Origin of the sequence: Bradyrhizobium sp. Pha-3 (assembly GCF_042258615.1) — a bacterium.
Classification (GTDB): Bacteria; Pseudomonadota; Alphaproteobacteria; order Rhizobiales; family Xanthobacteraceae; genus Bradyrhizobium.
In genome coordinates this window covers 8,823,567-8,836,555 of record NZ_CP170152.1, presented here as the reverse complement: position 1 = coordinate 8,836,555, position 12,989 = coordinate 8,823,567, and the positions used below count along the sequence as shown (strand labels likewise).

Annotated in this window: 11 protein-coding genes; 8 read left to right on the top strand and 3 right to left on the bottom strand. The window is 64.4% G+C overall.

Annotation, left to right across the window (positions count from 1 at the left end; translation table 11 throughout):
* Window positions 1-24 precede the first annotated feature (24 nt).
* The 3 genes from ACE10Z_RS41285 to ACE10Z_RS41275 all read right to left on the bottom strand — a co-directional run bounded on the left by ACE10Z_RS41285 (window position 25) and on the right by ACE10Z_RS41275 (window position 3,088).
* Entirely contained in the window at window positions 25-1,224 is a 1,200-nt protein-coding gene (locus ACE10Z_RS41285; RefSeq protein ID WP_375785802.1) for a CaiB/BaiF CoA transferase family protein, read from the bottom strand.
* 109 nt (window positions 1,225-1,333) lie between these two features.
* Window positions 1,334-2,308, bottom strand: a complete 975-nt coding sequence (locus ACE10Z_RS41280) for a 3-hydroxyacyl-CoA dehydrogenase NAD-binding domain-containing protein (RefSeq protein WP_375785801.1) — start codon at window positions 2,306-2,308, stop codon at window positions 1,334-1,336.
* A 21-nt stretch (window positions 2,309-2,329) separates the two neighbouring features.
* On the bottom strand, window positions 2,330-3,088 hold the full coding sequence (locus ACE10Z_RS41275) for an acetoacetate decarboxylase (protein ID WP_375785800.1): 759 nt from the start codon (window positions 3,086-3,088) through the stop codon (window positions 2,330-2,332).
* A gap of 272 nt (window positions 3,089-3,360) precedes the next feature.
* On the opposite strand from ACE10Z_RS41275, the gene ACE10Z_RS41270 reads away from it, so the two are divergent.
* The 8 genes from ACE10Z_RS41270 to ACE10Z_RS41235 all read left to right on the top strand — a co-directional run bounded on the left by ACE10Z_RS41270 (window position 3,361) and on the right by ACE10Z_RS41235 (window position 12,962).
* Complete coding sequence (locus ACE10Z_RS41270; protein WP_375785799.1) at window positions 3,361-4,425, top strand: AraC family transcriptional regulator; 1,065 nt, start codon at window positions 3,361-3,363, stop codon at window positions 4,423-4,425.
* A 110-nt stretch (window positions 4,426-4,535) separates the two neighbouring features.
* The gene (locus ACE10Z_RS41265) at window positions 4,536-5,801 is read left to right on the top strand and encodes an AraC family transcriptional regulator (protein WP_375785798.1); all 1,266 of its coding nucleotides are present in this window, start codon (window positions 4,536-4,538) and stop codon (window positions 5,799-5,801) included.
* A gap of 182 nt (window positions 5,802-5,983) precedes the next feature.
* Window positions 5,984-6,793 (top strand): esterase/lipase family protein, encoded by an 810-nt coding sequence (locus tag ACE10Z_RS41260; protein ID WP_375785797.1) that lies wholly within the window; start codon window positions 5,984-5,986, stop codon window positions 6,791-6,793.
* A 60-nt stretch (window positions 6,794-6,853) separates the two neighbouring features.
* Entirely contained in the window at window positions 6,854-7,294 is a 441-nt protein-coding gene (gene phaP, locus ACE10Z_RS41255; protein ID WP_375785796.1) for a TIGR01841 family phasin, read from the top strand.
* Between the two features lie 38 nt (window positions 7,295-7,332).
* Window positions 7,333-8,100: an SDR family oxidoreductase gene (locus ACE10Z_RS41250; RefSeq protein ID WP_375785795.1), complete on the top strand. Its 768-nt coding sequence runs from the start codon at window positions 7,333-7,335 to the stop codon at window positions 8,098-8,100.
* Window positions 8,101-8,129: 29 nt separating this feature from the next.
* Entirely contained in the window at window positions 8,130-9,839 is a 1,710-nt protein-coding gene (locus ACE10Z_RS41245; protein WP_375785794.1) for a long-chain fatty acid--CoA ligase, read from the top strand.
* Between the two features lie 135 nt (window positions 9,840-9,974).
* Window positions 9,975-11,528: a wax ester/triacylglycerol synthase family O-acyltransferase gene (locus tag ACE10Z_RS41240; protein ID WP_375785793.1), complete on the top strand. Its 1,554-nt coding sequence runs from the start codon at window positions 9,975-9,977 to the stop codon at window positions 11,526-11,528.
* A gap of 99 nt (window positions 11,529-11,627) precedes the next feature.
* Entirely contained in the window at window positions 11,628-12,962 is a 1,335-nt protein-coding gene (locus ACE10Z_RS41235) for an MFS transporter (RefSeq protein ID WP_375785792.1), read from the top strand.
* Window positions 12,963-12,989: the final 27 nt, after the last annotated feature.

The following is a 12,989-nucleotide window of genomic DNA, read 5'->3' as shown; positions in this document are numbered from 1 at the left end:
CGAAGGCGGCAGGTGGTCAGCGCATCATGCCAGGATCTTGCTTTCGCGCATCCCGGCGATGGCCGCGTCATCGTAGCCGGCCTCGCGCATGATCTGCGTGCTGTGCTCGCCGACCGCGGGCGCCTTGCGCGGCTTCACCTTGGTCGCACCGTCGACAAAGAACGGGCTGTCGATCGTCAGCATCTCATCGTCCTCGAACGGCACCAGCACGCCGGCTGATAGCATTTGCCGGTCGGCGCACAGGTCGCCCATCTCGGCGACGCATTCGAAGACGATGCCGGCTTCGTCGAGGCGCGCCCGCCATTCGTCCCGGTCCCGTGTCGCGAATGCCGCGTCGAACAGAGCGATCAGTTCCGCGGAACGGGCGAAGCGATCGGCCTGCTTGGCAAAGCGCGGATCGGTGAGCAGGTCGTCGAGGCCCAGGCATTTCGCTACGGTCGGAAAGTCGCGCTGCTCGTTGACGATCGCGAGCAGCAGCCAGCGGCCGTCGCGGCAGCGGTAATAGCAGCCGAGCGCATTGAACAAATTCTCGCGCGGTGGCCGCGGAGTGAACGTGGCCCCGCACAGCGCCGCCTGTGCCATGATGCCGTTCGACCAGACGCCGTTGGCGAGCAGCGAGGAACCGACCTGGGTGCCGCGGCCGGTGCGCTCGCGCTGATACAGCGCCACCGCCACGGCCGCGAACAGCGAAACGCCCGACGGGTGATCGCCCATGCCGGCGAGCGCCCGCGCCGGCGGCGTGCTGGCGTCGCTCCGCACCATGTCCATCAGGCCTGAACGCGCCCAGTAGGCAGTGACATCGAAGCCCGGCTTTCCTGCCTCGTCGCCGGTCTCGCCATAGCCGGTGAAGGATGCGTAGATCAGCCGATCATTCGCCGCGGCAAGCCGCTCGTAGCTGATCGCAAGTTTCCTGCGGACGGCGAGCGGATAATTGGTGATGAAGACATCGGCGGTGGAGGCCAGTCGATGCAGCACCGCCTGGCCTTCGGGCTTCGATAGATCGAGCGCAAGGCCGCGCTTGTTGCGGTTATCGAGCAGCCAGCCATAGGGTTGGTCGGATCTCGGCATGCCCGGTAGCTTAGGTACCTGACGGAACGCGTCGCCGGCGCCCGGCGGTTCGATCTTGATCACGTCGGCGCCGAAGTCTCCCAACAGTGTCGCGGCGGTTGGCGCGGCGATGAAGCTGCCGCAGTCGATGACCTTCAATCCCTTGAAGATGCTCATGAGCGTCCGTCTCCGCTTGATGCCCGAGGATCACCCCGGGCGCGTCTGGATTCCGAAAGATGGCGACCGCCTGTGTCTGCGAGCGCGCGTAGCCCTGAGGGCGAGCCGACTATGTGCGATCCCTGCCGTTGCGTGCCGCCAGCACGTGCAACAGCGCCACCTGCGTGTCGTCGCGTTCGCGCTCCATCCGCGGGATCGGCGTTTTGCCGAAAGACGCCGCAGCCTGGTCGATGATCCTGCGCTGTAGCGCCTCGTCGAGGTCGACCTGCGGAATCACCTTGAACGACGCGGCCATGTTCTTGCCGAGGTGCTGGAAGAACGATTCCAGCCCCTTCGGGCCACCGCCCATGTGGAACGAGCTGAACGGCCCGTTTACGGCCCAGCGCAACCCGATCGAGCTGGTGACGATGTCGTCCAGTTCGTCGACCGTGACGACGCCCTCCTGCACGAGATAGCAGGCCTCGCGCATGATCGCGCGCTGCAGCCGATTGGCGACAAAGCCCTGAATCTCCTTCTTGAGCACCCGCGGCACCTTGCCGAGCGCCTCGTAGAACGCCACGGCGTCGGCGGTGGCCTGCGGATCGGTTTGCTCGCCGGGGACGACCTCGACGAGCGGGATCAAGTGCGGCGGGTTGAAGGGATGGCCGACGAGCAGCCGGCTTGCATCCTTCATCTCTCGCGCCTGCTCGGTGGCCGGCCGCGCCGAGCTCGAGGACAACAGCAACGCATGCCTCGGCACCGCTGGCTCGATCCGCGCCCAGAGCTGCTGTTTCCATTCGGGTTTCTCCGGGCCGTTCTCCTGCACGAGGTCGGCACCGGCGACGGCGCGCGCGAGATCCGGCTCGAAGCGCAGGTTGCGCTCCAACCCCTCATGCGGCAGGCCGAGCTTCAGCAATGTCGGCGCGATCTTGATCAGGGCGTCCTTGGTCGTGGCCTCGATGCCGGGCTGCGGATCGTTGATCACGACATTGAGCCCGTGCGCGAGAAACAGCGCCGCCCAGGAGGAGCCGATGACGCCGGCCCCGATAACGCACACATTACGATAGCGGTTGAGCGCCGCGGCGCGATCTGCGGATGATGGCATGGCTTTCTCCGACGTGCACGTTTACCGCGGCTGATCGAGATAGTTGTGGCAGCGCTTGGCGCGGGACAGCGTCAAGTCGGTCATGATGTGGCTGCACGCGACGATCTCGCGCACCGGAAAGTCGGCCATCGGGGCCAATGCGTGGGCGAAGAGCTCCAGCCGGGCCGGTCCGGTCCAGGCGCCTTTGACGGTAATGTCGGTGATCTCGGAGCGCAGCAGCTCGCAGATGCGCGGCTCGCCCGCCGGCTTCGGACTGTCATAGGTCCACAGGATCTTCAGCATGAAGGTCGGTACGCAGATCTCGGCCTTTGCCTTTTCGAGATCCAGCGCGCGGTGCTTGTAACCCATCGTCGCGGTGGCCACGCGCAGGCTGCCGTAATCCATCGTGCCGACCAGCGTATCGGAATCGATATAGAGCTTCGGCTTGCCGATCACCTTGGGATAGCCGCTGATTTCGCGGCCGGACGCCAGCGCCGGCAGGCTATCGAGGTACATCGCGTGAAGGTACTCACCCTTTTCGTCGCCAAAGCGCACCTGGACGGCCTGGCCGCATTCGGTGTAGTCGCCGAGACCGGAGGTGTCGGGCATCCGCATGATTTCCCAGCGGACCAGCGGATCGTCGATCTCCAGCGGCTCGGGAACGACGGCGCGCAACGCCTCGATATCGGTGCGATACAGGATGTTGAGGTATTCGCGGTTGGTGAAGCGAAACGGCCCGCGGGGAAATGCCGGGGCGCCGATTGGCGTCGTCAGCTGCTTGAGAATGTCCTCCCGTCGCATCCGCTCCTCCCTTGATAGCGCTTGCCGTGGTCCGTGCGGGCCTCCGGCTGCGTGCCGGTTGTCGAGCAAGGCATCGCGAGCCTAGCGATCTCGCGAAGCGGAGAAAGGTGCGATTGGACCGCCGACCGGGTGACTTCCGGACGGGGAACGCGGCGCACGCAGCGCGCGCGGGTACCCGATCATTGCGTCGCGTACGTGATCGGGCTTACGTTTGAAGCGGTAAATCAATCGTGGAGCGGGAACGCGCGGAATGCGAGGGACACGCGATCGGAATGACCAGGCAAGATTCGCACGTAAGCCAATTGCCGAGCCGGATGCTGCCCAGCTTCGCGCAGCGAATATTCCCGCCGCATTCGATCGCGGCCATCGCGGCCGAGCTTCGCGAGCAGGGCATTGATCCATCGGAGGTTCTCGATGGCACCGGGCTTGTGATCGGTCAGCTCGAGTCCCATACGACGCGAATATCCTATCGGCAGCTCGACACGGTGATCCGCAATGCGCTGCGGCTGGCAAGGGACCCCGCCATCGCGCTGCGCTCCGGAGCGCGGATGCATGTTACCGCCTATGGCATGTACGGATACGCGCTGCTGAGCAGCGCAACCCACGCGGAGGCCCGCGACTTCGCGGCGCGATACATCCGCGTGGTGGGTCCGTTCTGCGATTTCGGCCTCTCTTATGATGGTGAGGTGGTGGTGGCGACGTTCCAGCCCATGCACTGGCCGAATCCGACCGAGAGTGTGCATCGCTTCGCGGTGGAGTTCGCACTGGCCGCGCATCTGACGACCATTCGCGACCGCTCCGGTCAGGGCTTCGGGTTCTCGCGCGTGCTGCTCGACTATGCACCGCCGCCGTCCACAGCGGCGTATCGTGCTCTTTTCGGATGTCCGGTCCTGTTCAATCAGCATCATTGTGGATACGAATACGTACGCAACGACGGCCCGCGGGCGCTGGCAAATCCGCGTACCCACGCCATGGCGCGGGAGATGTGCGAGGAGATCCTCGGCGAGGTGAACCGCGCCGGCGGCGTTGCTGCCGATATCCGCCGGCTACTGATCGAGCAGCCGGGCAGTTATCCAAGTATCGAGGCGATCGCCGAGCAGCTCGACATCTATCCCCGCGCGCTGCGGCGCAAGCTCGAGGCGGAAGGAACCTCATATCGCGGCCTGCTTGCAGAGGTACGCATGCGGCTCGCGATCGAGTATCTGCGCAAGACGCGCATGACCAATGAGGAGATCGCGAGCCGCCTCGGCTACAGCGACGCGGCCAACTTCCGCCACGCCTTTTCGCGCTGGACCGGCAGGAATCCATCCGAGTTCCGGGGCGACGAGGGTCTTTAGACCCCGACTTATCCAAGGGGCGCTTCGCCGGCGTTGTCCGTAGTTCACCGGCAAATTGGTTCAATCGAACCTTTTGTGCGGCCGAAGCGCGCATAAGCTCGGCGCCGTGGTTGCGCTCGCGATCGCGTTCTCCCAACCTGGACCGCCTCCCCTCGGCGGTCTTTCTTTTGGCCGGTCTTGTCCGGAACTCACCCTTAAACGCGACCAATCGAACCTTCCGTTGCCTGGCTCGGCTTACTAGCCTCCCGGATTGTGGGACCGGAAACAGGCACGGAAGGCGGACGAGGAAGCTCGTGTATCACCCGTCACCAAATCTTTTGCAGTGTCTCTATTCGCCGCAACGGATCGCTGCGGTCGTGGACGTCCTGTCCGAGGACGGGATCTCCGCCTCGCGCGCGCTCGGCGGCGCCAATTTGACGAGTGCCGACCTGAGGGATTCGTCGGTGCGCGTCTCCTATCGGCAGGTCGGGACGGTCTTTCGCAATGCGATGCGGCTGTCGCGGGATCCGGCGATCGCGTTTCGCGCCGGAGAACGAATGCATGTCATGGCCTACGGCATGTACGGCTATGCCATGCTGAGCAGCCCGACGCGGGCCGGAGTCATCGACTTTGCGGCCAAGTATGGTCGGATCCTCGGAACGGTCGCCGACATCGACTTTACCCGCAAGGACGAAACGGTGAGCTGTGTGCTCGAGCCCCTGCTTTCGCGCGACCCGGCCGATGACGTCTATCGGTTCGCGCTCGAGTTCGCCTTCGCGACCTATCAGACGCTGAGCCGTGACGTCTATGGCAGCTCGTTCCGCTTCTCGAAGCTGAGCGCCGCCTATGCACGGCCGCCGCACGCTGGGACCTACGACCGCATCTTCCAGTGTCCGGTCGGGTTCGACCAGTGCAAGAACGCGCTGGAATTCGACGCGGCCTGGATCGACCGTCCGGCGGTCTGCCCCGACGAGATGACCAGGGCGATGGCAGGCCGAATCTATGATGAGGTTCTCGATCCTGTCGCGCGGGACGACGGTCTTGCCGCCGACATCCGGCGACGGCTCGTCGAGCATCCCGGTCGATTCCCGAGTATCGAGGCAATGGCGGCGGAGCTTGCGATTCATCCGCGAACGTTCCGCCGCAGACTGCAGCTGCAGCGGAAAACCTACCGGCAGATCGTTTCCGAGGTCCGCATGCAGCTCGCGGTCGGTTATCTGCGCAACACCCAAATGACCAATGACGAGATCGCCGCGCGGCTTGACTACAGCGATGCGGCGAACTTCCGCCACGCCTTTGCCCGCTGGACCGGCAAAAGTCCTTCGGACTTCCGCGATGGCCGGGCACCAGGCATCGCAGCCGGCGCGCAAGATTCATTGGCGGATGTCCCAAACTAACCGGTCAAGCGGGCCAATTGCACCTTTAACGGGTCTGACCTGCTCGATAGCGTTTTGAGACCAAGAGGATGCGCGGTTGCGCGATCAGGGTCTGCATGGCGACGCTCGCGGGGCCACGCAGCAATCATAAAATGTCGGGTCGTGCGGGACGCGCTGCGTGATCCGGGAGGGGACATTCTGACATGAATACGGTCGTCGACCGCTCTGCGCCGCCGTCGCAATTGCTGCTCGCGCTCGAAGTGCGCGGGATCTGGGAGTTGCAGGCGTTCTTCGCCAGCTACCCGCTGCTTCGCCGCGCGCCGCGCGGCGACGGACATCCGGTCCTCGTACTACCGGGGCTCTCCGCCAGCGATATCTCGACGCGACCGTTGCGCGCCTACCTGAAGGCGCAGGGCTACGCGGTGCATGGCTGGAAGCTTGGACCCAATCGCGGACCGCGTCCCGGCGTCGAGGCTGCCATGGACGCAAGGCTGGCCGAACTCGCCGAGCGATACAATCGCAAGGTCAGCTTGATCGGCTGGAGCCTTGGCGGCGTGTTTGCGCGTGAGATTGCACGGCGTGCGCCCGATCTGGTCCGCCAGGTGATCACGCTCGGCAGCCCGTTCGCCAACGAGCCGAAGGCAAGCAATGCCTGGCGGCTCTACGAGATCCTGAGCGAGCGCCAGGTCGACGACTGGCCCGACAGGAACACGATGAAGCTGCCGCCGCCGGTACCGAGCACGGCAATCTACTCACGCACCGACGGCATCGTCTCGTGGTGGGGTTGCCGCGAGCAGCATGCCGACCGGACACAGAACATCGAGGTCGAAGGCAGTCATTGCGGGCTCGGACACAATCCGGCCGTGCTCTATGCGATCGCGGACCGCCTCGCGCTCGGAGAGGACGAATGGTCGCCATTCGACCGCAGCGGTCTCCGCGGCATGGTGTACCCCGATCCGGATCGAGCCGATGACAGCGTCAGCCTGTTTCGACCGCGCTGGCCGGCGGCCTGACGCGCAGTCCACGGGTCGGCGTGTCGCCGCCGCCAGCCAAACACCAGAAGGAGGACGTCGATGGGGACCGATGACAGGCAATCCGACGCAGGTGGCACGGGCGCGCTGCCGTGGCTCGGGGATCTGAAGAAAATGGCCGAGAAATTCGCGCTGCCCGGGTTCGATATCGCAGCACTGGTCGAGTGGCAGCGCAAGGACATGGAGGCGTTGGCGGAGGCGAACCGGCAGGCTTACGAAGGCGTGCAGGCGCTGGTCAGCCGGCGCAACGAAATCCTGCAGGAGACACTCGCGCAGTGGCAGGCGGCGATGCAGGGCTTCGCAAGCGGTGGAGGCATGTCGAAGCAGACCGAGACCGCCAGGCAGCAGGTCGAGAAGGCGGTCGCCGATTTCCGCGAGCTGTCGCAGCTGGAGGCGCAGGCGCGCAACAACGCCTGGAAGGTCATGCAGGACCGCATGCAGGAGAACCTTACGAACCTTCAGAAGCTGTTGCAGCCGAAATAGTGCTGCGCGTGTGAGGCGCCAACCATCGGGGGAAAGCCATGAGTCTGGCCAAGTTGCAGGACTTAACGGGTCGCGTCGCGCTCGTCACGGGCGGATCGCGAGGTCTCGGTCTTCAGATCGCCGAGGTGCTGGGCGAACTCGGCGCCAAGATCGCGATCACCGCGCGCAAGCGGGATGAGCTTGATGCCGCGGCTGCTCACCTCAAAGGGCTTGGCATCGAGGCGCTCCCGGTGGTTTGCGACATGGGCAGGCTGGAGACAATCGCGCCGATGATCGAGCAGGTCGTGGCCGCGCTGGGCCCGGTCGACATCCTCGTCAACAACGCCGGGACGTCCTGGGGCGCCGCCACGATCGAGCATACGCTCGACGGCTGGAACAAGGTGATCAACCTGAATGTGACTGCGATCTTCATCGCCACCCAAGAGGTCGGCCGCCGTTGCATGGTGCCGCGGCGCAGCGGCAAGGTGATCAACATCGCGTCGATCCAGGGCCTCACCGGCTGCTATCCGGAAGGCACGCCGACGCTGGCCTACAACACGAGCAAAGGCGCGGTCGTCAACCTGACCCGCACGCTCGCCAACGAATGGGCGCCGCTCGGCATCAACGTCAACGCGATCGCGCCGGGCTATTTCCCGACCAAGATGACCGCGCAGCTCGACCAGAGCGCGACCGCGCATATGGCGCCGATGAATCGCGAGGGCGGCCCCGAAGACCTCAAGGGCGTCGCCGCGCTCCTCGCCTCCGATGCCTGTGCATTCATCACCGGCCAGACCATCGCGGTCGACGGCGGCGTGACCGCCGTCTGATCCGAGCGACCATAGAAGGGAGAGATCTCATGAACGACATGCCCTGGATCCGATCCTATCCCGACGGCGTGCGCTGGGACATCGAGATCGCTGCCGGACCCGTGCAGAAGATATTGGGCGATGCCGTTGCCAAATGGCCGGATCGTCCCGCGATCGATTTCATGGGCAAGCGGATCTCCTATGCCGAGCTCGGGCGGCTCACCGATCGCGTGGCCAAGGGCCTGCAGCTCCTCGGCGTGAAGCCGGGCGTTCATGTCGGCCTCTATCTGCCCAACACGCCGCACTACATCATCTCGTTTTTCGGCATCCTCAAGGCAGGCGGCACGGCGGTCAACTACTCGCCGCTGGACGCCGCCAAGGTGCTCGAACACAAGATCGAGGACAGCAAGACCGATATCCTGATCACGCTCGACATGGTTTCGCTCTATCCGCAGATGGCGGCGATGCTGGGCAAGACAAGATTGAAGAAGCTGGTGGTCGGCTCGCTTGGCGAGATCACCGCCGACCCCGACACCGTCGTCAACGAGATGAAGGCGGCCAAGCAGCTGAGCGAAGTCGCCTGGGATGATCATCACATCAGCTTCGGCCAGCTGACCCACAATGATGGCGCCTACCAGGCTTATCCGATCGACAATCCGCGCGAGACCATCGCGGTGCTGCAATACACCGGCGGGACGACGGGGTTGCCGAAGGGGGCGATGCTCACCCACGCCAACCTGACCAGCGCGTGCCAGCAGTACCGGGCGACGACGGCCGGCTCGCCGCCGGTGCTGGTCGATGGGCAAGAGCGCTTCCTGGCCGTCTTGCCGCCGTTCCACATCTACGCGCTTTCCGTGAACGTGCTGTTCGGCGTCCTGATGGGCGCGGAGATCATCCAGCATGTCCGCTTCGATCCGAAGGCCGCGCTCGAGGAAATCTCGACGAAGTCGGTCAGTGTCTTCTGCGGGGTGCCGACCATGTTCACCGCGCTGATCAACCATCCGGAGACGCCGAAGCACAGCCTGCGCGCGCTGAAATATTGCGGATCCGGCGGCGCGCCGTTGCCGCTCGAGGTGGCGCAGCAATTCGCCTCGATCACAGGCTGCAATCTGAGCGAAGGCTGGGGCATGACCGAGACCTCGCCGAGCGGCACCTACACGCCGGCGCAGCATGGCGCCATGCGCAAGGCCGGCTCCTGCGGCATGCCGATGCCCGGCATCGTCATCAAGTTCCTCAACGTCGACGACGGCAGCGGATATGTCCCGCTCGGCGAGCGCGGCGAGATCTGCATCAAGGGCCCGAATGTGATGAAGGGCTACTGGAATAAGCCGGACGCCACTGCCGAGGTGACGACCGCGGACGGCTTCTTGCGCACGGGCGACGTTGGCTACATGGATGAGGATGGCTTCATCTTCATCGTGGACCGCACCAAGGACATGCTCCTGTGCAGCGGATACAACGTGTATCCGCGCGTCCTCGAAGAGGCGATCTACAAATTTCCGGCGGTCGAGGAGGTCGCCGTGATCGGCATCCGCGACGAGTATCGCGGCCAGTCGCCGAAGGCGTTCATCAAGCTGAAGGCGGACGCCAAGCCGTTCAAGCTCGAAGAGCTGCAGGCGTTCCTGAAGGACAAGCTCGGCAAGCACGAGATGGTGCAGGCGCTCGAAATCCGCGCCGAACTGCCGAAGACCGCGGTCGGCAAGCTTTCGAAGAAGGAGCTGTACGACGAGGAAGAGCGCGCGGCCCGGGCGCAGGCCTGAGATCGCCTGCGTGAACCGGATCGGCAGCGGCGCAGAGCTGTCTGTCCGGCCGTAATGCAATGACCGTGACGCGCGAGATATCGGCGCACGGTCATCAAGACGGCAATCGCCGTCACAACGTCATGGGAGGGAAGAATGGATCAACTCAGCAGCATGGATGCATCGTTCCTGCATCTCGAAACGCCGGAGACGCCGATGCATGTCGGCAGCCTGATGATCTTCGATCTCCCCGAGGGCTATCAGGGCGACTACTACGAGGATGTCAAGGAGATGCTCGGCAAGCGTCTCCATCTCTCGGCGTTGCTGAACCGCAAACTGGCGCAGATGCCGTTCCAGCTCGCGGAACCGGTCTGGATCGAGGACGATGATATCGACCTCGACTACCACGTGCGGACCGTCACCTTGCGTCGGCCAGGCACCATGGCACAGCTCGAGCAACTCGTCGCGCGGTTGCACGCCTCGCTGCTCGACCGCAGCCGTCCGCTGTGGGAGATGTATGTCATCGATGGCCTCGAGAACGGCCAGGTCGCGTTCTACACCAAGGCGCATCACAGCGGCGTCGATGGCAAGGCCGGTGTCGAGCTCGCCAAGGTACTCTATGATGTCTCGCCCAAGATGCGCGAGGTGCCGCCGCCACGGCGCAAGCGCGCCGCCGCGCAATACCAGCTCGGCGTGACCGAGCTATTGCAGGCGGCGGCCAACAACGCGGCCCAGCAATATCGCAAGCTCGCGGAGCTCCTGCCGACGGCGGCAAAGGCGCTCGGCACGGCTGCAACCGTGATGGCCAGCCAGCGGTCGCAGAAGGGGGAGCGCTCGCTCGGCCTCGGCTTGGCTCCGAAGACGGTGTTCAACGACTCCATCACCAATCAGCGCTCCTACAGTACGATGTCGTTGCCGCTTGCCGACATCAAGGTCCTGGGCAAACGTGTCGGCGGTACCGTCAACACCATTGTCATGGCGATGTGCAGCATCGCGCTGCAACGCTTCCTCGCCGAGCGCGGCCTGCTGCCCAAGGAGGCCCTGATCGCGATGGTGCCGGTTAGCCTGCGTGCCGAAGGCGACAAGGCGATGAACAACCAGGTTTCGGCGGTACGCGTCGACCTGGCGACCGATATCGATGACCTGCCGACCCGCTTCAAGGCGATCCACGCGTCATCCGAGGCGGCCAAGGCGGTCGTGCGCGAACTCAAGCCGGTGCTCGGTGTCGATGTGCCGATCACGGGTTCGCCGTGGCTGATGACCGGGCTCGCCTCACTGCTTGGCCGCTCCAACCTCGCCAGCCGCATGCCGGCAGCGGGCAACGTGCTGATCTCCAATGTGCCGGGACCGGGGCAGCATCTCTACATGGCCGGCGCACGGATGGTGCATTATTTCCCGGTCTCGATCCCCTATCACGGCAGCGCGCTGAACATCACGGTGCACAGCTATGCGGGACTGCTCGAGTTCGGTCTGACCGCATGCCGGCGTGTACTCACGCAGGACGAGTCCTACGAGATGATCGAGCACCTCCGGGCGGCCTTGCGCGCGATCGAAGCCCTGCCTCCGGTCGAGGCCGAGATCGTCGAGCTGACGACGCAGGCTGCGGCCCAATCGAAGGCGGCATCGGCGGCCGCGGCGTCGGTGACGATCATCCAGCCAGACGAAGTGCCGCCGGCTGCCGCAAACGACAAGGCGAGCCGGGCCAGCTAGGCGCCCGGGCCTTCAACGCGTCACATTGCCGGAGCTGGGAACGCCACCGCGGTCTCCCGCTCGGCGCCGGTATCAAAAGAACATTTGGAGGACACCAGGATGCATCCACCCGCCGCAAAGGGATCCCTGTCGGTATTGGAAAGCCCCGCGCACAAATCCCTGTTCTCGAAGATCGATTGGCGCCTGATCCCGCTTTTGTTGATCGCTTATATGATCGCCTATCTCGACCGCATCAATATCGGCTACGCACAGCTGCAGATGAAGCAGACGCTGCCGTTCGACGATGCGGTCTACGGTCTCGGCGCAGGCATCTTCTTCGTCGGATATTTTCTGTTCGAGGTGCCGAGCAACCTGCTCCTGGAGCGGATCGGCGCGCGCAAGACCCTGCTGCGCATCATGGTGTTGTGGGGGCTCGCCGCAGCCGCCATGATGTTCGTGTCGACACCGTTCCAGTTCTATCTCGTCAGGTTCATGCTCGGTGTGTTCGAGGCCGGCTTCTTTCCCGGCGTGATCCTGTACTTCACCTATTGGTATCCATCGGCGCGGCGCGGGCAGGTGATCGCCACCTTCATGTCGGCGACGACGATCGTGTCTGTGATCGCCGGTCCGCTGTGTGGCTCGATCCTGAAGTATCTCGACGGTGCCGGCGGCCTTCATGGCTGGCAGTGGCTGTTCCTCGTCCAGGGTCTGCCGGCGCTGATTCTTGGCATCCTGGTTTACGCCTTGCTCGAGGACAAGCCCGAGCGGGCCGCGTGGCTCTCGAAGGACGAGAAAGCCTTGCTCGAGGACGCCTTCCGGCACGATGAGAAAGACATCGAGAGCGAGCCCTCGGGAACGTTCGGGCAGATGCTGAAGGACCCCAAGGTCTATGTGCTGTCGTTCGTCTATCTGCTCCTGCTCGGCGCGACCTACACGATGGTGTTCTGGATGCCGACCCTGATCCAGAGTTGGGGTGTCAAGGATCTGTTCCTTGTCGGCGTTTATGCCGCGATCCCGAATGCCGCCGGCGTCATTGGCATGATCCTGATCGGCCGGCACTCCGACAAGTGGCACGAGCGCCGCTGGCACTATGCTGCCTGCGTCGCGATCGCCGCGTTCGGCCTGTTCATCACCACGATGCTGCAGGGCAACCTCGTCGGATCAATCCTTGCATTGTCCTTTGCGGTGATCGGAATTGCGTCAGCGACGCCGCTGTTCTTCGCACTGACCAGCGAATATCTGTCCACCGGCGCCGCCGCCGGAGGGCTTGCGCTGATCAGCAGTCTCGGCAACCTCGGCCCGGCGATCAGCCCATCGATCAACGGGCTGATCGTGCGAGGCACCGGCGACAACATCTACAGCATGTACTTCGTGATGGCGCTCTACGTGTTGTCGGGATTGCTGTTGCTGCTGTCGATGCGGCCTGCTCCCAGTGCGCGCCTGGCGATGGCGTGACGACAATTCGAGCGGCCCGGCCCGTAC